The organism is Streptomyces sp. NPDC056835, from assembly GCF_042789485.1.
Taxonomy (GTDB): Bacteria; Actinomycetota; Actinomycetes; order Streptomycetales; family Streptomycetaceae; genus Streptomyces.
The window spans coordinates 1-23,676 of the sequence record NZ_JBHUBB010000044.1; the positions used below are offsets into that span (position 1 = coordinate 1).

The window sequence follows — 23,676 nt, forward strand, 5'->3', positions numbered from 1 at the left end:
CTGGATGTGCATGAACTCGATGCCGGTGGTGCGGCAGTACGAGTCGCGCAGCACGCCCAGGATGTCGCGCAGCTTCATCATGGACTTGCCGGCGAAGCCGCCGACCGCGAACTCCCGCTCCAGGTCCCACAGCGTGAGCCCGTGCTCGGTGATGTCCAGGTCGGGGTGCTTGCGCTGGAGGTAGTCCAACGGGTCGGTGTCGGCCATGACATGGCCGCGGACCCGGTAGGAGTGGATCAGCTCGAAGACCCGGGCGGGCTTCGTGACGTCCTCGTCGTGCGAGGCGTCGATGTCCTTGAGCCAGCGCACCGGCTCGTACGGGATGCGCAGCGACTTGAAGATCTCGTCGTAGAAGTCGTTCTCGCCGAGGAGCAGTTGGCTGACGATCCGCAGGAACTCGCCGGAGGCGGCGCCCTGGATGACCCGGTGGTCGTAGGTCGAGGTCAGCGTCATGACCTTGGAGATGCCGAGCTTGTTCAGGGTGTCCTGCGAGGTGCCCTGGAACTCCGCCGGGTAGTCCATCGAGCCGACGCCCATGATGACCGACTGACCGGGCATCAGACGCGGCACGGAGTGCACCGTGCCGAGGCCGCCCGGGTTGGTCAGGGAGACGGTGACGCCCGTGAAGTCGTCCATCGTCAGCTTGTTGTTCCTGGCGCGGCGGACGATGTCCTCGTACGCCTGCCAGAAGTCGAAGAAGTTGAGGGTCTCGGCCTTCTTGATGCCCGCCACGACCAGCTGGCGGTCGCCGTTCGGCTTCACCAGGTCAATGGCCAGACCGAAGTTGATGTGCTCCGGCTTGACCAGGGTCGGCTTGCCGTCCCGTTCGGCGAAGGAGTGATTCATCGACGGCATGGCCTTGATGGCCTGCACCATCGCGTACCCGATGAGGTGCGTGAAGGAGATCTTGCCGCCACGCGCGCGCTTCAGGTGGTTGTTGATGACGATGCGGTTGTCGAAGAGCAGCTTCACCGGGACCGCGCGCACGGACGTGGCCGTGGGCAGCTCCAGGGAGGCGTTCATGTTCTTCGCGACGGCGGCGGACGGGCCACGCAGCGTCACATACTCCGGGCCGCCGGGCGCCGCGGTGGCCTCGCCACCGTTCGCCGCGGGCTTGGCCTTCACCGGGGCGGGAGCCGTCGCGGGCTTCGCCGGGGCGGCGGGCCGCGCGGGCGCCGGAGCGGCGGCGGCGGGCTTCGCCGACGCGGCGGGAGCCGCGGCCGGGGCGGCTGCGGGCGCCGAGGGTGCAGGGGCGGGCGCCGAGGGTGCAGGGGCGGTCGCCTGGGGCGCGGGCACCGCAGCCCCCGCGGCTGCGGTCGCCGTCGCCTCATCGGACCTGTCCGCCGTACCGGGGGTGCCCGGCTTGTAGTCGGCGAAGAAGTCCCACCAGGCACGGTCGACCGAATTCGGATCCTGGAGGTACTGCTGGTAGATCTCGTCGACAAGCCACTCATTGGCACCGAAAGCCGCGGCAGGGTTCTTGCCCTGCCCGTCTTCGTCGGTCGAGATGCTCGCGTTACTGGGGGACTGAGACGACACGGCGTGAACCGCCCTCTTCCGCTTCACAAGGTGATGGACAGCGGGAATCAAGGCTACGCCTACCAGGCCAGGAGGTGCAGGCCGGGCGTGCCATCGTCGTGCAAGTCACATCGGACGGCGAGTTTCAGCGTAACAATTGGCGGGAAACAAGCCAGGTTCCGCTGTACCGGGAACGTGTGACGCTCCGGGTACGTCCGGTACACGGCTTGTCGCTCGCCCGTCCCCGACTCCGTGTCCGGAGATCGTGCGCTTTCGGTTCGAACTCTACGTCAACGGCGGGGTCGCGGTGCTCCCGGCAGAGTGACCCGTATCAGGCAGCCGCGGGTGGATTCGGCCACCCCTATCCGTCCGCCGTGCAGTTCCACGGCCCAGCGGGCGATCGCCAGGCCCAGGCCCGTACCGCCGTCGCTGCCGGGACCGTGCGGGTACTGCGCGGTGCCCCGGTTGAACCGCTCGAAGACGCGGTGCCGCTCCTGCTCCGGAATCCCGGGCCCCTCGTCCTGCACCTCCAGGTCCAGCGACCCGGGGCCGGTGCCGCGCCGGGCCCGTACGGTCACCCGGCCATGTGGCGGGCTGTGCTTGACCGCGTTGTCGATGAGATTGGCGACGACCTGGTGCAGCCGCTCCGCGTCCGCGTGGGCGGTCAGCTCGGGCGGTGAGACATCCAGGTGGAGATGTACGTCCGTACGGGTGTGATGGCCGGAGCCGGAGATCGGCCCGCGCCGCGAGGACGCCAGATTGGCCTCCTTGAGCACCCCGGAGAGATACGGCCAGACCTCGAAGCGCCGTGACCGAAGCGGTACGACCCCGTTGTCCAACCGGGACAGATCGAGCAGCGTCTCCGTCAGCCGGCCCAGCCGCTCGGTCTGCCGCAGGGCCGTGAGCATCGTCTCGGGGTCGGCGGGCGAGACCCCGTCCACGACGTTCTCCAGCACGGCGCGCAGCGCCGCGATGGGCGTGCGCAGCTCGTGCGAGACATTGGCGATCAGCTCCTTGCGGTGCCGGTCCTCGGCCTCCAGATCGTCGGCCATGCGATTGATCGTGGAGGCGAGGTCGCCCAGCTCGTCCCGGCGGTCCGCGCCGCTGACCCGGCGGGTGTAGTCGCCGTGCGAGATGCCCTTCGCGACCGTGTTCATCTCGTCCAGGGGCGCCGTCAGACCGTGCGCCACGAACTGGGTGATGAGCAGCGTGGCGATCATCGAGAAGACGGTGATGAAGCGCAGCTCGGTCTCGGTGCGCAGGGCCACCATCAGCAGCCCGGTGGTGATGAGGACGGAGATGACGACGAGGGTGCCGAGCTTGGCCTTGATGGAGAAGGGCCGCAGCCCGGAGCCGTCGAGGCCGCGGGGTCCCGGGCGGAATTCCAGGGCCGGCGGGCGTCGGCCGCCGCGAGTGTCGCGGCCTTTGCCGGTCCCGGGCTTCCGCGGGGAGGCGGCGGCGGACGACCGAGCGCTCCGTCCGTCGCCGCGGCCGGCCGTGACTCTGTCCGCGTCGGCGCCGCCGCCGTCACCCGGCCCGGTCATGGCGCCGGGGTCTCCAGCGCGTAGCCGACACCATGGACGGTACGGATCCGCTCGGCGCCGATCTTCCGGCGCAGCGCCTTGATGTGGCTGTCGACCGTACGGGTCCCCGAGGCGTCCGCCCAGTCCCACACCTCGGCGAGCAGCTGCTCCCGGGAGAGCACCGCGCGCGGGGTGTTGGCCAGACAGACCAGCAGATCGAACTCGGTGGGCGTCAGGTGGACATCGTCACCGCGCACCCGCACCCGGCGCTGCGCGTGGTCGATCTCCAGCTCGCCCAGCCGCAGGATGCCGCTGCGCGGGGTCACCGCGGCGAGCGCCGCCCGCTCCACCCGGCGCAGCAGCACATGCACCCGCGCGGCCAGTTCCCGCATCGAGAACGGCTTGGTCATGTAGTCGTCGGCACCGACCCCGAGGCCGACCAGCATGTCGGTCTCGTCGTCGCGCGCCGTCAGCATCAGCACCGGTACCGGCCGCTGCGCCTGGACGCGACGGCAGACCTCCAGGCCGTCGAAGCCCGGCAGCATGACGTCGAGGACCATCAGGTCCGGCTGCCAGGCATCGGCCGCGTCCACGGCCGCCGGTCCGTCCAGCGCCGTCTGCACCAGAAAACCCTCGGCCCGCAGCCGCGCGGCGATGGCGTCGACGATCGTGGCGTCGTCCTCGACGACCAGGACCCGGCGCTGGGCGCCGGGCGTCGCCGCGACTCCGTTGTGGCTGGTGTGTGTCTGCTCCATCGCCCCGCCCCTGGTACGCGTTCCGCGATCCTTGATCCGCGATCTGCATGAAGTATGCAGATCCGTGTGTGTGGAGCAGCGTAGAGGCAGCGGGAGCCTTCCGGCTACGCAGTGCGAACAGCGAGATGGACCACGTCGGGTACGCCTCGGGCAACTTGGATCTCTTCCGCCCTTACCCCGCTGAAACCGGCATTCCCCAACGCTTCGGTAAAGGCGGGAGACGGATTCGCCGACCATACGGCGAGGACACCGCCCGGATTCAGCCGCGCGCGGCAGGCGGCCAGTCCGTCCGGTGAGTACAGGCTTCCGTTGTCCTCGGTGACGGTCCACTCGGGTCCGTTGTCGATGTCCAGACACAGCGCGTCGTAACGGTCCGTGGTCGTCCGCAGATACTCCACCAGATCGGTGTGCAGGATCACAGCACGCGGATCGGCCAGCGCCGCGCCGGAGATCCGCCGCAGCGGACCGTCCTGATGCCAGTCGATAACGGCGCGCTCGCGCTCGACCACCACGATCCGCCCCCAGCGGGGATCGGCCGCGGCGTGCGCGAGCGAGAAGCCCACCCCCAGGCCACCGACCAGAACGGCCGGCCGGCGCCGTTCCCCGGGGAGCGCAGCCAGGGCGGCGTCGATGAGCAGCCGCTCGGAGCGGCCGTCGGAGGTGTCCATCAGGAAGCAGCCGTTGGCGATGATTTCCAGCCGTTCGCCGCGACTGCGCAGCACGATCTCGCCGTAGGGTCCGTCACGCCGGTCGAGCGTGACGGGACCGAAGTCGGGTGCGGACGCGGAGCCGGGTACGGGTGCGGGTACGGGTGTGGGCACGGACATGCTGGGCCTCTCCGTCGGGTGGCTGATACCGCCGGACATCCTGCTCGCGGGGGGCGGACCGGGACAATCCGTTTCCCCGCACCCCGCCTACGGCCCGGCCCCGTACCGGCCCCGGTTCAGCGCCTGTCCGGCCGCGCGCCGCGCCCCGCGTACAGCGCCGCGCCGACTCCGTACGCCGCGACCGCGCTCACCCACGCGCCGGCCTGCGGCCCGGGCTGTACGGGCCAGGCCCAGAAGGCCCCCGCGCCGCCCGGCGGTCTCGGCGCCGACAGATAGACGGCGCTCAGATAAACCGTCATCGGCAGCCAGCTCAGCCGTGCCCCGAGCAGGGCCGCCGACGCCGCCGCGATCCCCGTCGCGCCGAGCAGATTGCGTGTCATCGCCTGGGCCCCGAACTCATCCGGACGGCCGGGGACGGCGAGCGCGAGCAGCGCCGCGGCGAGCCCGGTCAGCACCAGCAGATGGGCCAGCCGCCGGGGCCACCAGGGGCGTACGGCCGTACGGTCGAGCTCGTCGCTGTGTGTGTACAGACCGGTCCCGATCACTCCGGCGGCGAGCAGCGGAGCGAGCACCACCACCGGGACCCGGGCGGTGTGATCGAAGTGCGGCTGTGCCTGGAGCCACCACGCCGCCCAGGCGGCCACCAGCGCGGTGCCGGTGAGCGCGCCCAGGGTGGCGGGGAGGACCCGGGAGCGGGCATACAGGCGCGGAGCGAGGGTCACGGGACGGGCACCTCGTCGGGGTCACAGCGGTCGGCGGCGAGATACCGGGTGAGATAGGCGCGGCCTTGGTCATGATCCATCGCTTCCAGGCGCTTGAGCTCGGATGACGCGGCGGGCCATGGGAACTCGTCGAAGTCCGGGCGGGGGGCGAGCCATTGCATTACGGCGTCGTTGACGGCGGTGGCGCGCTCCGAGCCGGGGGCCTCGGAGTCGAGCGGATCGCAGGTCTCCGAGAAGAAGTATCCGACCGCCCAGGTGGCGTAGAGAGCCGGATCGGGGAGTCGGCCGCGTACGGCGATACCGGCGGGGCTGGGCAGTTGCGCCTCGCCGCGCCCCAGCTCCCTCGGCTCGTCCTGCCCGCGCACGACCGCGCCGGGCGCGGCGGTCAGCTGCTCCCGTCCAGGTCCGGGGGCACGCGGGCCGTCGATCCAGCGGCCGGGCGCCCCGGGGATGCCGCGCAGCTTGGCGTTGAGACCGGTGAGCGCGGCCGACACCTCCGGCAGCAGTTTTCGGTCGATCGCGGTGACGCACACCTGGGGTGTGCCGTCGTCGCAGACCAGCCGGGCCGCCTCCGGGTCCGGGCGCCACAGGTCGTCACCGGTCCGCGCGATCGGTACCGCGACGGCGACGGCGAGGGCGAGCGGCAGCAGCGCGACGACGCGGTGCCTGGCGGCGTACGCGAGCAGCGCGGCGCCCGCGAGACCGCCGGTCCACAGGGCGCTCGCCGGCCCGAACCACCACACCGGCCGGTCCCAGAGATAGAAGTGATCAATGGCGGGATCCAGCCAGCGGGCACCGGACTCGCCGTACGTCGGAGTGGCGAGCCCGGCGTAGGTGACCACGGCGAGCAGGGGCGTGGTCAGCCGCCACCCGACGAGCCGGCCGACGACGAAACCGATCGTGCCGAGGGACGCGAGGGCCACGGCGTCCGCGGCGATCAATGACACGAAGGGATGCCCTCCGCTCGTATACGGCCACGTGGCCAGCAGACAGCCGGCCGCGCCAACGAGATACCCGGCGGGCGGCCAGAGCGCGGCGGGTGCGACGGCGTGCAGCGACCGGCGCAGCTGGGTGAGGGGGAGCGAGGCCAGCAACTCCCCGGTGCGTCGCCGTCGTTCACGTCCCCCCTGCCAGCAGCCGGTGGCGACGGCGAGAGGCCCGCAGAGCAGCAGCGCCGTGACCCGCAGCAGATCAGTGGCCTCCACCCAGCGTCCCTGCCAGCCGGGGGCCTTGCTGTACAGGGTGACCGCGATGACCACGGCGGTCGCGAGCCCGGTCCATGGCCCGACGCCACGGAGCAGTTCCGTACGGAGAGGACGGGCCGACGGCCGGGTCCGGGACGGACGACGGACCGGGCGGCTGTCTCCGAGGCGGTCGTCGCGGAGCCGGTTGTCGCGGAGCCGGCCGTCCCGGAGGCGGCCGTCCCGGAGCCTGAGGGCGCTCATCGGGGGCCTCCCGCCGCGGTCCCGGAAGCGGCCGTCCCCGACGTCCCCGCGCGGTGGGCCCGCAGCGCCGCCGTGTAGCCGCGTTCGATCGGGTTGTCGCCCGATCCGCCCGATCCGCCCGATCCGTCCGTGTCCCCGCCGAGCGTCGTCAGCTCCGTCGTCGTCCCCCGGAACGCGACCCGGCCCGATTCCAGCAGTGTCACCTCCGAGCAGGCCGCCGCGACGTCCTCCACCAGATGGGTCGAGACGATCACCGTGGCAGCGGCGCCCAGATCACGGAGCAGCGCTCTGAAATCGACCCGCTGCTCCGGATCGAGACCGGCCGTCGGCTCGTCGAGCAGCAGCAGATCCGGCCCGTTCACGATCGCCTGCGCGATACCGACCCGTCGCACCATCCCGCCCGACAGCGTCTTCACCTTCACGTCGATACGATCCGCCAGCCCCACCCGCTCCACCGCGCGCTCCACGGCCTCGGGCACCCCCGCCGCGGGCATCTCTTTCAGCCACGCCACGTACGAGACGAACTCGCGCACCGTGAAACCGGGGTAGTACCCGAACTCCTGCGGGAGATAGCCCAGCCGCCGCCGTACCGCCGCGCGGGCGCGGTGCTCCGCGACGTCCTGGCCGAGCAGTTCCACCCGCCCTCCGGCCGGCGCGGCGACCGTGGCCAGCACCCGGATCAGGGAGGTCTTGCCCGCGCCGTTCGGACCCAGCAGACCGTGTACGCCGGTGCCGAAGCCCAGATCCACCGCGTCGAGCGCGACCGTCCTGCGATGTCTGACCGTCAGACCGTGTACCGCGACTGTCATGCCGCTCGCCCCCTCTTCCTTTTCCTTCTTCTGTGTCTTTCGTTCCGCCGTCACGCGCGCCGTTATCCCCGCCGTCACCCGCGCTCCCATGCCCGCCCCCGACCGTCGAAGGCCGGCCGGTCGAACGCGCGCCGCCGCAGGATCAGCAGCCCCGCGCACACCGCCGCCGCCGTGGCCCAGCTACTCTGCGCCGCCGCCCCGGAGAGGAACCGCGTCAGGTGCGCGGACAGCTCGGCCGCCGACAGCGGCGGGTACCCGGCCGTGTCCGGGCGCGGCATCCCCAGCACCGGCACCGCCAGGGCCACCGCCCAGACCGCGGCCACCGCCCCCGCCGCCGTACGGCAGCCGACGTACGAGCCCAGCGCCAGCGCGGCCAGCGTCAGCGCCAGGCCCGGCAGCAGCCATGCCGCAGCTCCCGGCGCCCCCGCCGACACCGGCAGCAGCGCCCCGGCCAGCGTCAGCACGGGAAGGCTCGCCGCCAGCACGGCCGCCGTACGCGTCAGCAGGAGCCGCAGTCCGCCGCCCGGGGTGGACGCGCCGATCTCGTACATCGGGTCCGCGTACCGCCCGTACGACACCGCCACCCCGGCCAGTGGCACCACCGGCGCCAGCGCCAGCAGCACCGGGCGGGCCCCCGCGAACCCGGCGCCGTACGCGAGACCGACCGCCGCCGCGGCCACCAGTACCAGCGCCACCAGCCAGGAGCCGCGCAGCGCGGGCCCGGCCGCCCACAGGACACGGGACGCGAACCCGACCCGGCGTGACGACCCCGGCTCCGCGGACGGGCCAGGAGCCACCGCCGCCAGCACCGCCCCCCGTACCTCCGCGAGTACCGGACCGGCGGCGGACCCCTGTACCGCCGCCGACACCCGTCCCGCGCAGGCTCCGCACGCTTCGATGTGTCTCTCCAACGACCAGGCGTCCGGCTCGGGCGCGGAGCCGTCCGCGTACCGGCCCGCCAGCGTCTCGCTCACATGCCAGGTCCGCCGCTCGGTTCGCCGCCCGGGACGGTGTCTCATGCCTCTCATGCCGTACCTCCCAGCGGCGCGCTCCGGCCCAGTGCGGCTCGCAGCTCCTTGCGGGCCCGCATCGCGCGGGTCTTGACCGTGCCCTCCGGTATGCCGAGGAGCTGTGCGGCCTCACGAGTCGTCAGCCCGTCGACGACCGTGGCGCGCAGCACCTCGCGCAGCTCGGGCGAGATCCGGTCGAGGGCGGCGCCGACATCCCCGTACTCCAGCCCGGCCAGCACCCGTTCCTCGGCGGAGGGGGCGACGGGGCGCGGCTCGTACTCCACCCGATCCGCGCGCTCGGCCCGCGCCCGTACCCGCCGCGCGTCGACCAGCCGCCGCGCGGCGATCACCCACAGCCAGCCCCCGGCCTCCCCGCCGCGATGCGTCGCGGCCGAGCGCCACACGGTCACGAAGGTGTCCTGGAGGACTTCCCGTACGGTCTCGGGGTCCGCGCACCGGCGGCTCAGCCGGGCGAGCAGCCAGCCGGCGTGCCGGTCGTAGAGCACGGCCAGTGCCTCCGCGTCTCCCTTGGCGACGGCGCGCAGCAGAGCGGCGTCGTCTCGGTCTGCCCCCATGGGGCGGAACAGTCTCACGCCCTGTCTATCGACGGCGCCGAGCGCACCGGTTCACGGGCGGCGCGACGTGGCGCCCCCCTGTCCGTCCAGCCCGTATCACCCGTACCGGACGAGGACGTGCCGGAGCTGCTTGACGTACTGGAGCACTTCGTCCTGGGTGCCCCACTCGCGCCGGGCCCCCGGCTCCCGGACGACCGAGGCCGCCGCGTGCCCCAGTACCTCGGCGTCGAGCGTGCCCGACCCGGCGTACGAGCGGCAGACGCGGGCGGCGAGCGGGACCATCACCGGGCCCCGGAACTCCGCGTTCCCCTCCTCCGGTGCCAGCAGGAAACCGCCGTGCCACTCGACCGCGATCCGGGAGCGCCGCGCGACGTCCGTCAGCAGCCGGGCGGTCTCCGTGCCACGGAACGACGGGTCGAGGACCAGCGCCTCCGCGTCGGAGGCGAGGTCGATGTCGCCGTGGAGCCGTACGGCTGCCGTTGGAGAGCCCGGTCTCGTACTGACTCCGGTAGCGTCCGTCCCCGCGCCATGGACTCGGCCACCGTCGCGCCGTCGGCGAGGAGCCGGTCGGGGTGGAAGTTGAGCGTGATGCGCGCGTGCGCGCGGATCAGGGAGACGAGCGCGTCGACGTCCAGGCCGCCGATCCTGGCCGGAGCCGCTTCGGAGCCGGCCGCTACGGCCGTTCGTGCGTAGCGGAGCGCGGCGAGCTGAGCCGGGCGTCGGTGGCGTTCATCGCGGGAGTATCGGCCGCGGTGAAAAGCGGTGACAACCGGTTATCGGCGCACAGACGCCGGTGTCCCCGCCGTTTCGCTCCGGTAGGTGTGGCCGGGTTCCGGGCCGAGGCCGAAGTAGTGGCGGAAGTTGCAGATGAGCGGACTCCACGTGGTGCGTAGGTAAGCGACACGTTTACGAGGCGAGGAATCACGAAATCGACCGCAAGGAACCACTTCGCGTCGCCGCCACTACATGAGAAATACTCCTGGCATGGACTTGTGCTGGTCGCTTTGCGGCCGGGCTCTCACTTACATCACTGGTGGTTGCGTCGCTGAAGGTGCGAGCGAGCAATTCGCCAAACGTTCCCACGCCGCCGACAGGTGTGCGTCGGTAAACATGCGTTGCTTGCGAGGCGTCCATTCCTTCACGTATGCCGCTGCGGTGGCATACGTTGTCGATCGAGACGTGAGCGCTTCCGACGCAAAGAGCAAGGTGCCGAGCAATTCCATGCCATACGGATGCTCGTAACCGTCGACGAGGCGGTCAAGACGCTGGATCGCAGCGTTGAATTGCGTGTCGGTTCCGAGCAGTTCAACAGCACGATCAACAGCGTCCGACACAGGCGACAAGGGGGCTGACGACCCCCTCGTCCCGTCTCCGAAACCGCTGACGTAATGCCCCTCAAGTGCCGCGATCGCGCGGTCAAGGTCAGCCGAGTACGGGCCATAATGCCCCTTGGTGAAGCGCAGGCCGAAATCGAATCCGACACGTTGCAGCAGGTAGACGAGTTTATGCGCCTCCAGCAATGTCGCCTGCCGCTCGATGATGAATCCTCCAGCGAGTCCACGTCTGATATACCGGTCGAGAGCGACGAGGAAAGCCGCTCGCTCACGGTTGAGCACTGGAGGGTTCTGATTATTTGGCATCGCGGTAACTGGTGGGGCGCCCTGCGGAGGGTAAACGCGCACCTCGACGTCGGGTAGGTCTCCCAAGGAAGTAACGATCATCCTGTGGACATCATCCCAGGCCAGCCCGCCGTTGCCACACCCCAGTGGAGGAACCGCGATGCTGCGGATCTGGAGATCGACGATGACACGCCGGAGGTCCCGCAATCCCTGTTGAACATCTTCCGGACGGGACGGCGAACGCCAATGCCGCTTGGTCGGGAAGTTGATCAGGTATCGGGGCTTGGTCAGAGTGCCTTGGTCGTACACATACATGGAGCCGGGCTGCACTTCGCCGTCCGCGCATGCCTTCGCGTATGCCGCGAAATTATCCGGGAAGGCTCGCTTGAACTGCAAGGCGATGCCTTTCCCCATGACCCCGACCGTGTTGACGGTGTTGACCAGGGCATCCACTTCCGCGGTCAGGAGGTTACCCTCCGCGTAGATGATCACGGCTACCTTCCCTCCTTCTCCCCGCTCGCTTACTGCTGTCTCAGTAGTACCAAGCGGGTCTGACAACCGCATCGAACTCGTAGCCGCGACTGGCCATGAGCTGTCGCACCTCTTCCGCACGCGACTGCTTCTGTGCCGCCAAGTAGCTGATCGCGGCAACGGGAACCCGTTCATGCACAAGGAACTCCGCCATGCGCCGGCGCATCCGGTCAGGATCCTCGGGGGTATTGTTCCACCGTTCCAGCCGCATCACCGGCCAGTCCACATGGCTTCCCAGAAGCGTCAGATCACCTTCGATGGCAGTGATGTCAGCTGCACAGTTCCCGTCGCTGAACACACTGTCGCAGCCGACTGCCCCTAGCCTGCGGGGGGTCGTCACCAGGTAGATCAGCGGATCCTGGCCGTCCGCGTAGGTCAGCACCGACCCTTTGCTGATCTTGTACAGCATGGGCGAGCGAGGGGCGAAGTAGAACGGCACGTAGTCTGCGACAACCCCACCCGGAGGCGGGTTCACCTTTCGTGAGCGTCGCCGCTCCTTGATGTCGCGGTCCCCGCACTCGACTCGCAGACTACTTTCCTCGCGCACGATGCGGTCACAGTGTACGAAGCCCCGGTCCAGGACACTGGGGAGGTTGCGCATGTGCGTGAAGTGATAGATGGGGCGGTCTTCGGGAGGCGGCACAGCCGGAGGCTATCCGATCACCTCTTTGTCACTGGACAGTGGCCAATCCCCACGACCGCCGTTCCGGCCGGCGCCCCTGTTTTCTCTGCGCGGAGCCGCCGCCGGGCATCGGTCCGTGATCGCTCAGAGCGAACGGAGCCCGGGGAACATCCACGGACTCACATGCATTGAGTCGGTATAGCTCAACTTGAATGCCGAAGGGGAGATCATGGCTGACACGTCCACACCGCTCACGCTTCCCGTGCTGCCGCTCGACGACGAGGTCGTCCTGCCCGGCATGGTGGTGCCTCTGGACCTGTCCGACGCCGAAGTCCGCGCCGCCGTGGAGGCCGCGCAGGCGGCTGCCCGGGACGAGGGCGACGGCGGTGGCAAGCCCAAGGTGCTGCTGGTGCCGCGCATCGACGGGGCGTACGCCGGGACCGGTGTGCTGGGAACCGTCGAGCAGGTCGGCCGGCTCTCCGACGGGGATCCGGGCGCGCTGATCCGCGGCCGGGGCCGGGTGCGCATCGGCGCCGGTACGACCGGGCCCGGCGCGGCTCTCTGGATCGAGGGCATCGCCGTCGACGAGACGGCGCCCGACCCGCTTCCCGGGTCCGTGAGCGAGCTGATCAAGGAATACAAGGCGCTCGCCACCGACTGGCTGAAGAAGCGCGGCGCCTGGCAGGTGGTGGACCGCGTCCAGCAGATCGATGACGTGTCCACGCTCGCCGACAATTCCGGTTACTCACCGTTCCTGACCACCGCGCAGAAGGTGGCGCTGCTGGAGACCGCCGACCCGGTGGCCCGGCTCAAGCTCGCCACCGAGCAGCTGCGCGAACACCTCGCCGAACAGGACGTCGCCGAGTCCATCGCGAAGGACGTCCAAGAAGGCGTCGACAAGCAGCAGCGCGAGTTCCTGCTCCGGCGCCAGCTCGACGCCGTACGCAAGGAACTGCGCGAGATCAACGGTGAGGGCGACGACGACGAGTCCGCCGACTACCGGACCCGTGTCGAGAACGCCGACCTCCCCGAGAAGGTGCGGGAAGCCGCGCTGAAGGAGGTCGACAAGCTGGAGCGTTCGTCCGACCAGAGCCCCGAGGGCTCCTGGATCCGCACCTGGCTGGACACCGTCCTCGAACTGCCCTGGAACGAGCGCACGGAGGACGAGTACGACATCAGGGGCGCCCAGGCCGTGCTCGACGCCGAGCACTCCGGCCTGGAGGACGTGAAGGAGCGCATCACCGAGTACCTGGCCGTGCGCAAGCGGCGCGCGGACCGCGGTCTCGGTGTGGTCGGCGGCCGTCGCGGCGGCGCCGTACTGGCCCTCGTCGGCCCTCCGGGCGTCGGAAAGACCTCGCTCGGCGAGAGTGTCGCGCACGCCATGGGCCGGAAGTTCGTCCGGGTGGCGCTGGGCGGCGTACGGGACGAGGCGGAGATCCGCGGCCACCGGCGTACGTACGTCGGTGCCCTGCCCGGCCGTATCGTCCGGGCCATCAAGGAGGCCGGTTCGATGAACCCGGTCGTCCTGCTCGACGAGATCGACAAGGTCGGCTCCGACTTCCGCGGCGACCCGGCCGCGGCGCTGCTCGAAGTCCTGGACCCGGCGCAGAACCACACCTTCCGCGATCACTACCTGGAGGTCGAACTCGACCTGTCCGACGTGGTGTTCCTCGCCACGGCGAATGTCCTGGAAGCGATCCCGGAGGCGCTGCTCGACCGTATGGAGCTGGTCAGGCTCGACGGCTACACGGAGGACGAGAAGGTCGTCATCGCCAAGGACCACCTGCTGCCCAGGCAGCTGGAGCGCGCGGGCCTGGAGCCCGGCGAGGTCACCCTGGAGGAGGACGCGCTGCGCAAGCTGGCGGGCGAGTACACTCGCGAGGCGGGCGTGCGAAACCTGGAACGCGCCATAGCGCGGCTGCTCCGCAAGGTCGCGGCCGAGCACGAACTGGGCGAACGGGAGCTGCCGTTCACCCTCGGCGCCGAACATCTGAGCAAGCTGATCGGCCGGCCGCACCACGTACCCGAGTCCGCCCAGGACCCGGCCGAGCGCCGCACGGCGGTGCCGGGCGTGGCCACGGGCCTAGCGGTCACGGGCGCGGGCGGTGACGTCCTCTACGTCGAGGCGTCGCTGGCCGACCCGGAGACGGGCGGGTCCGGCCTGACCCTGACCGGACAGCTCGGTGACGTGATGAAGGAGTCGGCACAGATCGCGCTCTCCTTCCTCCGCTCGCGCGGCGCCGAACTGGAGCTGCCGGTGGCGGATCTGAAGGACCGGGGCGTGCATATCCACTTCCCGGCGGGCGCGGTGCCGAAGGACGGCCCGAGCGCGGGTATCACGATGACGACGGCCCTGGCCTCGCTGCTCAGCGGCCGGCTGGTCCGCACGGACGTCGCCATGACCGGCGAGGTCTCGCTGACCGGACGTGTCCTGCCCATCGGCGGCCTCAAGCAGAAGCTGCTGGCTGCGCACCGCGCGGGCATCACGACGGTCGTGATCCCGAAGCGGAACGAGCCGGACCTGGACGATGTCCCGGCCGAGATCCTGGACAAGCTGGAGGTCCATCCGGTGACGGATGTCCGCCAGGTCCTGGACATCGCGCTCTCCCCGGCGGAGGTCCTGGTCTCAGCGGCGGCGTGACACAGGCGCCTCCGTGCCCCCGGCCCCGGCAGCCCATGACTACAAACCCATGACAACGCGGTCCCGACCGGCCCTCAGTTCCGGCCGGGACCGCGCGGTGTCATGTGGTGTCACGCGGTGTCGCGGTGCGGGGCGGTGCGGTGCGGTCAGCCGTTCGCCAGGGCCTGGACTCGGTCCAGGGCGCCGTTGAACCTGTTGTGGTCGCCGACGATGGGGCCCGTCGAGGTGTACTGCCAGATCGTCTGGAAGCCCCAGCCCGCCGGCAGCTCGCCGATCGTCGTGTTGTAGCGGGCGAGCCAGAGCGGGTTCGTGGAGCCGAAGCCCGCGTAGTTGCCGGTACAGGTCTTCCACCAGCTCGTGGCCGTGTAGATCACGGCGTCGCGGCTGGTGCGGGCCTTGTACGTGTTCAGGAATTCGCGGATCCAGGCGACCATCTGGGCCGGCGTCTTGCCGTAGCACTGCTCGCCGTACGGGTTCCACTCGATGTCCAGCACGCCGGGCAGGGTCTTGCCGTCGCGCGACCAGCCGCCGCCGCCGTCCACGAAGTAGTTGGCCTGGTTGGCGCCGCTGGAGTCGTTCGGCGTACCGAAGTGGTACGCGCCCCGGATCATGCCGATGTTGTAGGAGCCGTTGTACTGCTGTGCGAAGTAGGGGTTCTTGTAGTAGTTCCCCTCGGTGGCCTTGACGTAGGCCCACTTCACGCCGCTGTTCCACAGGGACGCCCAGTCGACGTTCCCCTGATGGCCGGAGACGTCCACGCCTTCCGTCTGGACGACGCGGTCCGCGCGGGGCAGCGGGCCCTGGCCGTCGTGCTCGATGACGCCCATGCCCATGTGGGCCGAGCCGCGTACGGGTGTGCCGGCCGGTGGGTCGGCCGGGGTGGTGGTGGCGCCCGCCGCACCCGGGAGGGTGATCAGGAGCGCGAGACTTGCGAGGAGAGCGCCGGCCACGGCGGCGAACGAACGGCCGGTCGTTCCGGATCTGTGCACGGGCATTGCGTGCCTCCGAAGACCTCGGTGGGGGGGAATCTCATGACGGTCCGACATGTCGACATGTAGTGCAATGGACATGCCAGCGTTGACGCTACGCACGTAGAGCCTTGAGACGGAAGAGCGCCACGCTGGTTCCGTTGGTATAAACCTGCGAAATACTGACGGAGCTGCGGCAACGGTCGTCGGCGAAAGAAACTTTCAGGAGCGGGAAAGCGCGCGATGGGTGCTGACGTGCACGGAAATGGTACGGCGAAAGATCCCGGACTCGCCGGAGGCAGTGGTGTGGACCACGAATTCCTGGCACTGGAACGGGAACTGGCGGTCTTTCTGCGCCGCGCTCGCGCCAGCTCCGGCGAAATGGCGCGCGAGGTCCATCCCGAGCTGGAGCCCGCCGCGTACGGACTGCTCGTACGGCTGGACGAGAACAGCTGTCAGCGGGCCACCGAACTCGCCGCCTATTTCGGGGTCGGCAAGGCGACGATAAGCCGCCAGCTGCGTGCCCTGGAGGAACTGGGGCTGGTGACGCGCGAGCCCGATCCGGCCGACGGGCGCGCCTCGCTCGTCCGGATCACCGATGAGGGCCGTGCCCGTTTCCGGCGGGTGCGTGACGCGCGCCGCGAGCGGTACGTACAGAAGCTGGCCGACTGGGACCGCTCCGAGATCGCCGAACTGGCCCGGCTGCTCCACCATCTGAACGCCCGCGCCGAGAGCTGACCGGGGACACGGGTAAGGGAGGGGGCGCCCGGCGAGTCCGAGGGGCGCCCGGCGGGTCGGCGCCCGATGGCCGCCCGTCCCCTCCCTCGCCCGCCTCCCTACAGCTCCACGTAGGTCACCGTCGCGTCATCGCTCGCCTTACCCCGCCGGAACGTCACCCCGTCAGGGTCCGCCGACTCCGACGCCCTCACCCGGTCGATCAGCTCCTGCGCGCCGTTCTTGCGCACCAGCGCCAGACAGTCCGCCCAGCCGCCCTCCCGGAAGACCTCCACCCAGCGGGCCGCGCCGTCGGTCAGCGCCAGCAGGGTGCGCACCTCCGCCGCCGGCGTACGGCCCGTCACCGCCTTCGCCGCGACCGCCGGGTCCGCGGCCGCCGTGAAGAAGCCGCCCTCCGCGTTGCGCAGCGCGTCCGCCGTGGCCACCGAGCGCAGCGCCTCGCGCGGCACGCGGTCCAGACGGTCATCGAGCACCGCGCGCACCTCGCCGTCCGGCGATTCAAGCAGCAGCGTCGAGTCGGAGAGCACCAGATGTTCGATGGCGTCCGAACCCCAGCGCGCGAGTACGACGGTCGCCTGAGGTGTGCGTACGTGAGAAAGGTCACAGGTTTCGCGGTGGGCGTCCGCCGTACGCGCGATCGACACCGCGAGGATCTCTGCCAGTGGCATATCCCGTCGTGAACCGGACAGTTCGGCGAGCGCGCCGCCCAGCCTGGCGGTGAACCAGGGCACGCCGTGTACACATCCGTCGTCCCCGGCCGGGGGTGTCACGCCGTCCAGCACGACCAGCGCGCCGCCCTCGCCCCCGGCGGGCAGGACCACGGAAGTCCAGTCCTCATTGGGCCGTACGGCGGCACCGGGTGTGGTGGCGAGTTCGATACGCATGCGCACCAGTGTGCATGACTTTCCCGGCTATCCGCATGAACTCTTCACGGTGTCTGCACGTCGTGCCGATCGGTCCGTTCCGCCAGGTCAACCGCTCTCATTCGGTCAGAATGAGTCCCGGACGAAGCCGGACGGAGGCGCGAAGGGGGCCGGATTGAGGGGGTCGGTGAAGCTGCGGGCGCGAATCTTGCCAAAGCCCGCGCGGAAGGTCCACCCGGCACGCCATGTTCACGACGGGCCTCAGGTGGGAAGAGTTGTTCGTCAACTCCTTCTTGCTGTTCACTCCTTCAGGTGGCGGAGCGGCCGATGCGCGCCTTCCTCCCAAGGGCGCTGGAATGGTCGACAGCCGTGCCAGGGGTGGGGGTTCTCACGTAGTGACCGGTCGTCACCTCTGCTTCATGGGCGGACGAGTCAAGAATGCGAGCACCGGTGCAGAAGAAGCGGCCTCGGGGTAGCGGTGTCGGGCGGAACGAGGCCACCTCGGTCACCGCGCCCGGGACCAGTTCGGCCACTTCGGCCACGAAAGCCGGTAAGAGCGGTAAGAACGGCGAGAGCGGCAAGAACGGTAAGAAGAAGGCCGGGAACGCCAAGGCCGGGACTGTCACGACCGATTCCGGCAAGGCTCAGGAAGGACGCCGAGTGCGGGTACGCAACCGGCTGGTAGCCGGTGTCGCGGTCCTGGGGGTCACCGTCATCGCGGCAGGCACCCCCGCCGTACTCACCGCCTCCACCGAGCTGAACGATGCCCAGAACCTGGTCGTCCTCGCCGAATTGAACCGGCGGGCCGTGATCCTCAGCCACTCCCTCGCGGACGAGCGCGACGACGTCATCGTCTATATCGCCGCCGGCCGCGCCGAGCAGCCCGAAGGTTCCGGCGACGAGGGTGGCAAGGGCGACAAGGGCGAGCACACGGTCTCGGACACCCGAAGCACCCGGGTCGACCGGCAGATCGACGAGATGCGGGCCAACGCGTCCGCCTCTCCCGGCCTGCTGCGCGACCTCTCCACCGTCCCCTCCATCCGCCGTACCGCCCTCACCGGCGAGGGCTCCGCGCTGGAGGCGTACCGCGCGTACTCCGAGGTCATCGCCAAGCTCCAGGCCCTCGCCGACGAGCTGGCCGAGCGGACCCCGGCCGAGGCCGCCGACGGCACCCGCGCCCCCGCCGCGCTCTCCCGCGCCGTCGAGCAGGCCTCCGCCACCCGCGGACTGCTGCTGGCCGCGCTCGCCGTACCCGCCCCCACCGACACCGCACCGCGGTACGACCTGATCACGGGCCTCCCCATCGAGTCCGAGTCCGACGCGGACAGCAAGAAGAACGACCAGCTCCGCGACGACCTCAGCGCCGACGCGCAGAAGGCACACGTACGCGAACTCGGAGCGCTCGCCGACTTCGACCAGAGCGCGGACACCGAGGCGCGTGAATCGCTCACCGGCACCGTCACCGGGCCCGAGATCAAGACCGCCGAGGGGTATCTGACCCGGCTCACCGACCGGCCCCAACTCTCCGACTCCGACCGCGAGGCCGACCAGGAAAAGGTCGAATCCGCGCTCTCCGCCAGGATCGACCAGATGCGCGGCGTCGAGTCCGGTCTCGGCACCAGCCAGCTGGAGCGGCTGGAAGCGCTGCGCGACGACGCCGTCACCGGCCTCGAACTGCGGATCGCGCTGCTCGGCGGCTGTCTGCTCATCGCTGTCGGGGTCTCCACCGCCGTCGCCCGTACGCTCACCCGGCCGCTCGCGGTCGTACGGATCGGAGCGGCCCGTCTCTCGGAGGCGCCGGAGACCGAGGAGCCGGTCAGGTTCACCGGCCGCAACGATGAGTTCGCGCAGGTCGTACGGTCCCTCAACGGCCTGCACAGCAAGCTGCTCGACCTCTCCACCCGCGCCGAGGAGCTGGACAGGGACCGGCAGGGCCTGATCGGCGCGCGCGAGAAGATCGTCGCCCAGCGCGCCGAACTCCAGGAGCGCACGACCGAACTCGCCGCCCAGCTCCAGCGGCTGCGCCACACCGTGCACCACACCTTCGTCAATCTCTCGCTGCGCACCCTCGGACTCGTGGAGCGCCAGCTCGGTGTCATCGAGGGCCTGGAGGAGCGCGAGCAGGACCCGGAGCAGCTGGCCACCCTCTTCAAGCTCGACCACATGGCCACCGTCATGCGCCGGCACAGCGAGAATCTGCTCGTGCTCGCCGGCCATGAGCACGGCCACGGCTCGATCGGGCCCGTGCCGCTCGTGGACGTACTGCGCGCGGCCGTCAGCGAGATCGAGCGGTACGAGCGGATCACGATCCAGTCCCTGCCGCCGCACGCGCAGGTGGCCGGCTTCGCCGCGGACGATCTCAGCCATCTCGTCGCCGAGCTGCTGGAGAACGCCACCTCCTTCTCGCCGCCGGACGCGGAGGTCCAGCTCTCCGGCTGGCTGCTGGAGACCGGCGAGGTGGTGCTCTCCGTACAGGACCAGGGCATCGGCATGTCCGCGGACCGGCTCACCGCGCTGAACGCGCGACTCGCCGAACCGGAAGGCCCCGAGGGGCTGGACGACGCTCCGGGCAAGCCGTTCGTGAGCGAGCCGGAGGGCGAGGGGCTCGGCCTGCGCGTCGCCGGGCTGCTCGCGGCGCGCCATGGTGTACGGGTCGAGCTGCGCGAGCACCAGCAGGGCGGTGTGGCCGCGGTCGTCGTACTGCCGCAGGCGCTGCTGCCGACATCGCCGCCGGCCGGCTCACCGCACCGGGCACGGGCGGCGGGCGCGGCCCCCGCGCTCCACCAGCCGGGCTCGACGGCGGAGGCCAACTCCAATACGCTCCACGGCCGTTCGGCGCTGGACCGGCCGACGGCCGATGCCGGGAATCCCGCGGAGTCCACGGGTCCCGCCGAAGCCCCGGCGCCCGAGGTCGACCCGCTGGTGGTGGCCGCCGAGGCGGCGATCCGCCGGGCCGAGGCCGAAGAGGCCAGCGGAGCGGGCGCGGCCGAGCGGGAACGTACGACCGAGCGGGAACGGACGGCCGACACCGGCGCCGTCGCCGCGTACGGGACGACCACCCCGGACCCGGACACGGCCGTCGGCCCGTACGCCATCGGCCCCGACTCCCACGAGCGTGTCCACGACGGTGAGCCGCCGACCACCGGCCCCGACCAGGACACGTTCGCGATGCGGCTGCCCCGGCAGCCGGAATCCGCCGAGGCGGAGCCGGCCGCGCCGACCGACGCGGACGGACCGGAACGCATCACCGACAAGGGGCTGCCCAAGCGCACCCCGAGGATCGTCAAGCCCGCCGCCGCGCCCACCGGGCGTACCGGCAGTGTGGACGCCGAAGCGCTGCGCCGCAGACTCGGCGGCTTCCACCAGGGGGCCAAGGAAGGCCGGCGCGATGTCGAGGCCGAACTGACGGAGCAGTCGGAACAGTCTGACCGGGCTGAGCACGCGGAGCCCCCGGCCTCCGCGGCACGGACCGAGGTACATACCGCAGAGACGGGGGAAACAGTCGAGGAGGCACGCAAGTGACTGCGACCGGCACATTCGGACTGAGCAGCGAAGCCCGTAACCTGCATTGGCTGTTGAGCAACCTCGTAGAGGAGGTGCCAGGGGTGCACTCGGTCGCCGTCGTCTCGTCCGACGGACTCCTGTTGCTCTCCTCCGACCCGGGGCTGAACACCGAGGCGACCACCACCGTGCGCAGGGAGGGCCCCCGCGGCTCCAGCGCCGATCTGGCCACGATCGTCTCGGGCATCGGCAGCCTCACCGTCGGAGCGGCGAAGCTGATGGACGGCGGCGGGGTCAAACAGACCATGGTCGCCATGGAGGAGGGCAGTGTCTTCGTCATGGCGATCAGCGACGGCTCGCTGCTCGGGGTGCACGCCACTCCCGACTGCGACATGAGCGTGGTGGCCTACCACATGGCGCTCTTCGTCGGCCGCGCCGGGCACGCACTGACGCCCGAACTCCGCGACGAGCTGCGCAAGTCGATGGAGAGCGCCACATGACGCCGCCCACCGATCCCGCCCGCGGGCTGCCCGTGCGCGGCGCCGACCGCAGGCCCGCCCGGGTCCGTCCGTACTCGCTCACCGGCGGGCGCACCCGGTTCGGCCATGTCCTGCTGGTCGAGACCTTCGTCGCCGCGCTCGAAGCGGCCGACGAGCGCAGGGAACTGACGGACGGTGGAGGCGCGTCACGCGTCATGCCGGAGATGCTGGCCATCGTCGAGCTGTGCCGGCGCATGCGTACCGTCGCCGAGGTGTCGGCGCTGCTCAAGATGCCGCTGGGGGTGGTGAGGGTGCTGCTCAGCGACCTCGCCGACCAGGGAAAGATCCGTGTGTACGGGACCGGGCACGACACCGGCCAGCCCGACCACGCGCTGCTGGAAAGGGTGCTGAGTGGACTCCGCCGCCTCTGACGTCATCGCCGCGTTCGGCGTCACCGGCTCACCGCCGACCGCCGTCGAGCCCGAACGGGAAGAGGATCTACAGCCCTGGCAGCTGGACCGTACGCGCGCGCCGATCGCCACCAAGATCGTGGTCGCGGGTGGCTTCGGTGTCGGCAAGACGACCTTCGTCGGGGCGGTCTCGGAGATTCCGCCGCTCCAGACCGAAGCGCTGATGACCCAGGCGAGCGCGGAGGTCGACGATCTCAGCGCGACGCCCGACAAGGTGACCACGACCGTGGCGATGGACTACGGGCGTATCACCCTCGATGACGATCTGGTCCTGTATCTCTTCGGTACCCCGGGCCAGAAGCGCTTCTGGTTCATGTGGGACGACCTGGTGCGCGGTGCGATCGGCGCGGTCGTGCTGGCCGATACCCGACGGCTGCCCGACTGCTTCCCGGCGCTCGACTACTTCGAGAGCTGCGGACTGCCGTACGTCGTCGCCGTCAACCACTTCGAGGGAACACCGGCGTTCGGGCCGGACGATGTGCGTGAGGCCTTGACGATTCCGCCGGGCGTGCCTGTACTGATCATGGACGCGCGCAAACGGATCACGGCGGTCGAGTCGTTGCTCGCGCTGGTGCGGCACGCGCTCGACACCTCTCCGGAGTAGCGCGTGACCGGCCGGGTAGCCTGATCCGACGTCAGTTATCAGCCATGTCAGGCCACGTCGGTCGTGGGTACGCGCGCGCCGCGTCGCCCCGCCGCACGTCGTCTTCCGGCGCTACCTGTCGCACTTGTCGGGTACGTGGCGTACGTCATCCACGTCACGTACGCCGCACCCGCCGCCACACGTAGCATCACGCACGCAAACGGAGAACCCGCCATGCGGAAGATACTCATCGTCGGAGCAGGCCAGTCCGGGCTCCAGCTCGCCCTCGGACTCCAGTCGCGGGGTTACGAGATCACCCTGATGTCCAACCGCACGGCGGACGAGATCCGGTCCGGCCGGGTCCTGTCCACGCAGTGCATGTTCCACACCGCGCTCCAGCACGAGCGCGATCTCCAGCTGGGCTTCTGGGAGTCCCAGGCGCCGAGGATCGAAGGCGTCGGTGTCTCGGTCGCCGCCCCCGACTCGACCCGGGCCGTGGACTGGGTCGGCACGCTGGACGGCTACGCCCAGTCCGTCGACCAGCGGGTCAAGATGGCCGGCTGGATGGAGACCTTCGCGCAGCGCGGCGGCCAGTTGGTGATCCACGGCGCGGCCGTCTCCGACCTGGACTTCTTCTCCCGCACGTACGACCTGGTCCTGGTCTCCGCGGGCAAGGGCGAACTGGTCTCGATGTTCGGCCGCGACGCCTCGCGCTCCCCGTACGACGCGCCGCAGCGCGCGCTCGCCGTCGCGTATGTCCACGGGCTGGGGCCGCGCCCCGAGCACCCGGAGTACGACGCGGTCCGCTGCAATCTGGTGCCGGGCGTCGGCGAGCTGTTCGTGATGCCCACCCTCACCACCTCGGGCCGCGCGGACATCCTCTTCTGGGAGGGCATACCCGGCGGTCCGCTCGATGTCTTCCAGGGCGTCAAGGACCCCGCCGAGCATCTTTCGCTGACTCTGGAGCTGATGGAGCGCTTCACACCCTGGGAGTACGCGCGCGCCACGAAGGTCGAGCTGACGGACGCCAACGGCACGCTGTCCGGGCGGTACGCGCCGACCGTACGCAACCCGATCGGGCGGCTGCCGGGCGGCGGTCTCGTGCTCGGTGTCGCCGATGTCGTCGTCGCCAACGACCCGATCACCGGGCAGGGTTCCAACTCGGCGTCCAAGTGTGCCGCCTCCTATCTCGACTCGATCGTGAGCCATGGCGACCAGCCGTTCGACGAGGCGTGGATGGGGTCGGCGTTCGACCGTTACTGGGACACCGCGCGGCATGTCACCAAGTGGACGAACGCGATGCTGGGGGTCCCGCCGGAGCATGTCCTCAACCTGATCGGCGCGGCGGGCCAGCTGCCGCCGGTCGCCGACCGGTTCGCGAACGGCTTCGACGACCCGGCGGACTTCGAGAACTTCTTCTACGAGCCGGCGAAGACGAACGCGTTTCTGGCGGAGGCGGCGGGCGCGGCCTGACGCCTGA

21 protein-coding genes and 1 pseudogene are annotated in these 23,676 nt (G+C 70.4%); 7 read left to right on the forward strand and 15 right to left on the reverse strand.

Annotation, left to right across the window (positions count from 1 at the left end; all coding sequences use genetic code 11):
- The 13 genes and pseudogenes from ACFRMN_RS34365 to ACFRMN_RS34425 all read right to left on the reverse strand — a co-directional run.
- Window positions 1–1,539: 2-oxo acid dehydrogenase subunit E2 (locus ACFRMN_RS34365; RefSeq protein ID WP_383027337.1), on the reverse strand; the 1,539-nt coding region annotated here is incomplete at its 3' end.
- A gap of 269 nt (window positions 1,540–1,808) precedes the next feature.
- The gene (locus tag ACFRMN_RS34370; RefSeq protein ID WP_383027472.1) at window positions 1,809–2,864 is read right to left on the reverse strand and encodes an ATP-binding protein; all 1,056 of its coding nucleotides are present in this window, start codon (window positions 2,862–2,864) and stop codon (window positions 1,809–1,811) included.
- A gap of 194 nt (window positions 2,865–3,058) precedes the next feature.
- Window positions 3,059–3,796, reverse strand: coding sequence for a response regulator transcription factor (locus ACFRMN_RS34375; protein ID WP_383027340.1), 738 nt, complete (start codon window positions 3,794–3,796; stop codon window positions 3,059–3,061).
- 104 nt (window positions 3,797–3,900) lie between these two features.
- The gene (locus ACFRMN_RS34380; protein ID WP_383027342.1) at window positions 3,901–4,623 is read right to left on the reverse strand and encodes a spermidine synthase; all 723 of its coding nucleotides are present in this window, start codon (window positions 4,621–4,623) and stop codon (window positions 3,901–3,903) included.
- A gap of 116 nt (window positions 4,624–4,739) precedes the next feature.
- Window positions 4,740–5,345 carry a hypothetical protein gene (locus tag ACFRMN_RS34385; RefSeq protein WP_383027345.1) on the reverse strand — a complete coding sequence of 202 codons (606 nt, stop codon included), beginning with the start codon at window positions 5,343–5,345 and terminating at the stop codon, window positions 4,740–4,742.
- Window positions 5,342–6,790, reverse strand: a complete 1,449-nt coding sequence (locus ACFRMN_RS34390; RefSeq protein ID WP_383027347.1) for a hypothetical protein — start codon at window positions 6,788–6,790, stop codon at window positions 5,342–5,344. Before ACFRMN_RS34390 ends, ACFRMN_RS34385 begins: the two co-directional genes overlap by 4 nt.
- Window positions 6,787–7,599, reverse strand: coding sequence for an ABC transporter ATP-binding protein (locus ACFRMN_RS34395; RefSeq protein WP_383027350.1), 813 nt, complete (start codon window positions 7,597–7,599; stop codon window positions 6,787–6,789). The genes ACFRMN_RS34390 and ACFRMN_RS34395 overlap by 4 nt, the downstream gene beginning before the upstream one ends.
- A 74-nt stretch (window positions 7,600–7,673) precedes the next feature.
- The gene (locus ACFRMN_RS34400; RefSeq protein WP_383027475.1) at window positions 7,674–8,618 is read right to left on the reverse strand and encodes a zf-HC2 domain-containing protein; all 945 of its coding nucleotides are present in this window, start codon (window positions 8,616–8,618) and stop codon (window positions 7,674–7,676) included.
- A gap of 5 nt (window positions 8,619–8,623) precedes the next feature.
- On the reverse strand, window positions 8,624–9,184 hold the full coding sequence (locus tag ACFRMN_RS34405; protein WP_383027353.1) for an RNA polymerase sigma factor: 561 nt from the start codon (window positions 9,182–9,184) through the stop codon (window positions 8,624–8,626).
- A gap of 96 nt (window positions 9,185–9,280) precedes the next feature.
- Window positions 9,281–9,637, reverse strand: coding sequence for a DUF3626 domain-containing protein (locus tag ACFRMN_RS34410; RefSeq protein WP_383027478.1), 357 nt, complete (start codon window positions 9,635–9,637; stop codon window positions 9,281–9,283).
- Window positions 9,638–9,957: 320 nt separating this feature from the next.
- A pseudogene (locus tag ACFRMN_RS34415) lies at window positions 9,958–10,065 on the reverse strand (flavin reductase family protein); the annotation flags it as partial.
- A 141-nt stretch (window positions 10,066–10,206) separates the two neighbouring features.
- Window positions 10,207–11,295, reverse strand: coding sequence for a macro domain-containing protein (locus ACFRMN_RS34420; protein ID WP_383027355.1), 1,089 nt, complete (start codon window positions 11,293–11,295; stop codon window positions 10,207–10,209).
- Window positions 11,296–11,335: 40 nt separating this feature from the next.
- A complete protein-coding gene (locus ACFRMN_RS34425; protein WP_383027358.1) occupies window positions 11,336–11,977 on the reverse strand; it encodes a DUF4433 domain-containing protein in 642 nt (213 codons plus the stop codon).
- A gap of 208 nt (window positions 11,978–12,185) precedes the next feature.
- Between ACFRMN_RS34425 and lon the strand changes: the two genes are divergently transcribed.
- A complete protein-coding gene (lon, locus tag ACFRMN_RS34430) occupies window positions 12,186–14,597 on the forward strand; it encodes an endopeptidase La (protein ID WP_383027361.1) in 2,412 nt (803 codons plus the stop codon).
- 146 nt (window positions 14,598–14,743) lie between these two features.
- Here the strand turns inward: lon and ACFRMN_RS34435 are convergent, their stop codons facing one another.
- Window positions 14,744–15,592, reverse strand: a complete 849-nt coding sequence (locus ACFRMN_RS34435; RefSeq protein ID WP_383027363.1) for a lysozyme — start codon at window positions 15,590–15,592, stop codon at window positions 14,744–14,746.
- A gap of 216 nt (window positions 15,593–15,808) precedes the next feature.
- On the opposite strand from ACFRMN_RS34435, the gene ACFRMN_RS34440 reads away from it, so the two are divergent.
- Window positions 15,809–16,303: a MarR family winged helix-turn-helix transcriptional regulator gene (locus tag ACFRMN_RS34440; protein ID WP_383027366.1), complete on the forward strand. Its 495-nt coding sequence runs from the start codon at window positions 15,809–15,811 to the stop codon at window positions 16,301–16,303.
- Window positions 16,304–16,401: 98 nt separating this feature from the next.
- Here the strand turns inward: ACFRMN_RS34440 and ACFRMN_RS34445 are convergent, their stop codons facing one another.
- The gene (locus ACFRMN_RS34445) at window positions 16,402–17,184 is read right to left on the reverse strand and encodes a protein phosphatase 2C domain-containing protein (RefSeq protein ID WP_383027369.1); all 783 of its coding nucleotides are present in this window, start codon (window positions 17,182–17,184) and stop codon (window positions 16,402–16,404) included.
- Between the two features lie 417 nt (window positions 17,185–17,601).
- Here ACFRMN_RS34445 and ACFRMN_RS34450 point away from each other — a divergent pair, with 417 nt between their 5' ends.
- From ACFRMN_RS34450 to ACFRMN_RS34470, 5 genes are all read left to right on the forward strand, one after another.
- Complete coding sequence (locus ACFRMN_RS34450) at window positions 17,602–20,685, forward strand: nitrate- and nitrite sensing domain-containing protein (protein WP_383027372.1); 3,084 nt, start codon at window positions 17,602–17,604, stop codon at window positions 20,683–20,685.
- Window positions 20,682–21,164, forward strand: coding sequence for a roadblock/LC7 domain-containing protein (locus ACFRMN_RS34455; RefSeq protein WP_383027375.1), 483 nt, complete (start codon window positions 20,682–20,684; stop codon window positions 21,162–21,164). Before ACFRMN_RS34450 ends, ACFRMN_RS34455 begins: the two co-directional genes overlap by 4 nt.
- Window positions 21,161–21,574, forward strand: a complete 414-nt coding sequence (locus ACFRMN_RS34460; RefSeq protein WP_383027377.1) for a DUF742 domain-containing protein — start codon at window positions 21,161–21,163, stop codon at window positions 21,572–21,574. The genes ACFRMN_RS34455 and ACFRMN_RS34460 overlap by 4 nt, the downstream gene beginning before the upstream one ends.
- Window positions 21,555–22,217 (forward strand): ATP/GTP-binding protein, encoded by a 663-nt coding sequence (locus ACFRMN_RS34465; protein WP_383027379.1) that lies wholly within the window; start codon window positions 21,555–21,557, stop codon window positions 22,215–22,217. Before ACFRMN_RS34460 ends, ACFRMN_RS34465 begins: the two co-directional genes overlap by 20 nt.
- Before the next feature lie 213 nt (window positions 22,218–22,430).
- Window positions 22,431–23,669 (forward strand): styrene monooxygenase/indole monooxygenase family protein, encoded by a 1,239-nt coding sequence (locus ACFRMN_RS34470; protein WP_383027382.1) that lies wholly within the window; start codon window positions 22,431–22,433, stop codon window positions 23,667–23,669.
- Window positions 23,670–23,676: the final 7 nt, after the last annotated feature.

Coding starts and splice junctions, on each gene's coding strand:
- ACFRMN_RS34375 (WP_383027340.1), bottom strand. CDS start 3,796: ATGGAGCAGACACACACCAGCCACAACGGAGTCGCGGCGACGCCCGGC.
- ACFRMN_RS34380 (WP_383027342.1), bottom strand. CDS start 4,623: ATGTCCGTGCCCACACCCGTACCCGCACCCGTACCCGGCTCCGCGTCC.
- ACFRMN_RS34390 (WP_383027347.1), bottom strand. CDS start 6,790: ATGAGCGCCCTCAGGCTCCGGGACGGCCGCCTCCGGGACGGCCGGCTC.
- ACFRMN_RS34395 (WP_383027350.1), bottom strand. CDS start 7,599: ATGACAGTCGCGGTACACGGTCTGACGGTCAGACATCGCAGGACGGTC.
- ACFRMN_RS34400 (WP_383027475.1), bottom strand. CDS start 8,618: ATGAGACACCGTCCCGGGCGGCGAACCGAGCGGCGGACCTGGCATGTG.
- ACFRMN_RS34405 (WP_383027353.1), bottom strand. CDS start 9,184: ATGGGGGCAGACCGAGACGACGCCGCTCTGCTGCGCGCCGTCGCCAAG.
- lon (WP_383027361.1), top strand. CDS start 12,186: ATGGCTGACACGTCCACACCGCTCACGCTTCCCGTGCTGCCGCTCGAC.
- ACFRMN_RS34435 (WP_383027363.1), bottom strand. CDS start 15,592: ATGCCCGTGCACAGATCCGGAACGACCGGCCGTTCGTTCGCCGCCGTG.
- ACFRMN_RS34440 (WP_383027366.1), top strand. CDS start 15,809: ATGGGTGCTGACGTGCACGGAAATGGTACGGCGAAAGATCCCGGACTC.
- ACFRMN_RS34445 (WP_383027369.1), bottom strand. CDS start 17,184: ATGCGTATCGAACTCGCCACCACACCCGGTGCCGCCGTACGGCCCAAT.
- ACFRMN_RS34450 (WP_383027372.1), top strand. CDS start 17,602: ATGCGAGCACCGGTGCAGAAGAAGCGGCCTCGGGGTAGCGGTGTCGGG.
- ACFRMN_RS34460 (WP_383027377.1), top strand. CDS start 21,161: ATGACGCCGCCCACCGATCCCGCCCGCGGGCTGCCCGTGCGCGGCGCC.
- ACFRMN_RS34470 (WP_383027382.1), top strand. CDS start 22,431: ATGCGGAAGATACTCATCGTCGGAGCAGGCCAGTCCGGGCTCCAGCTC.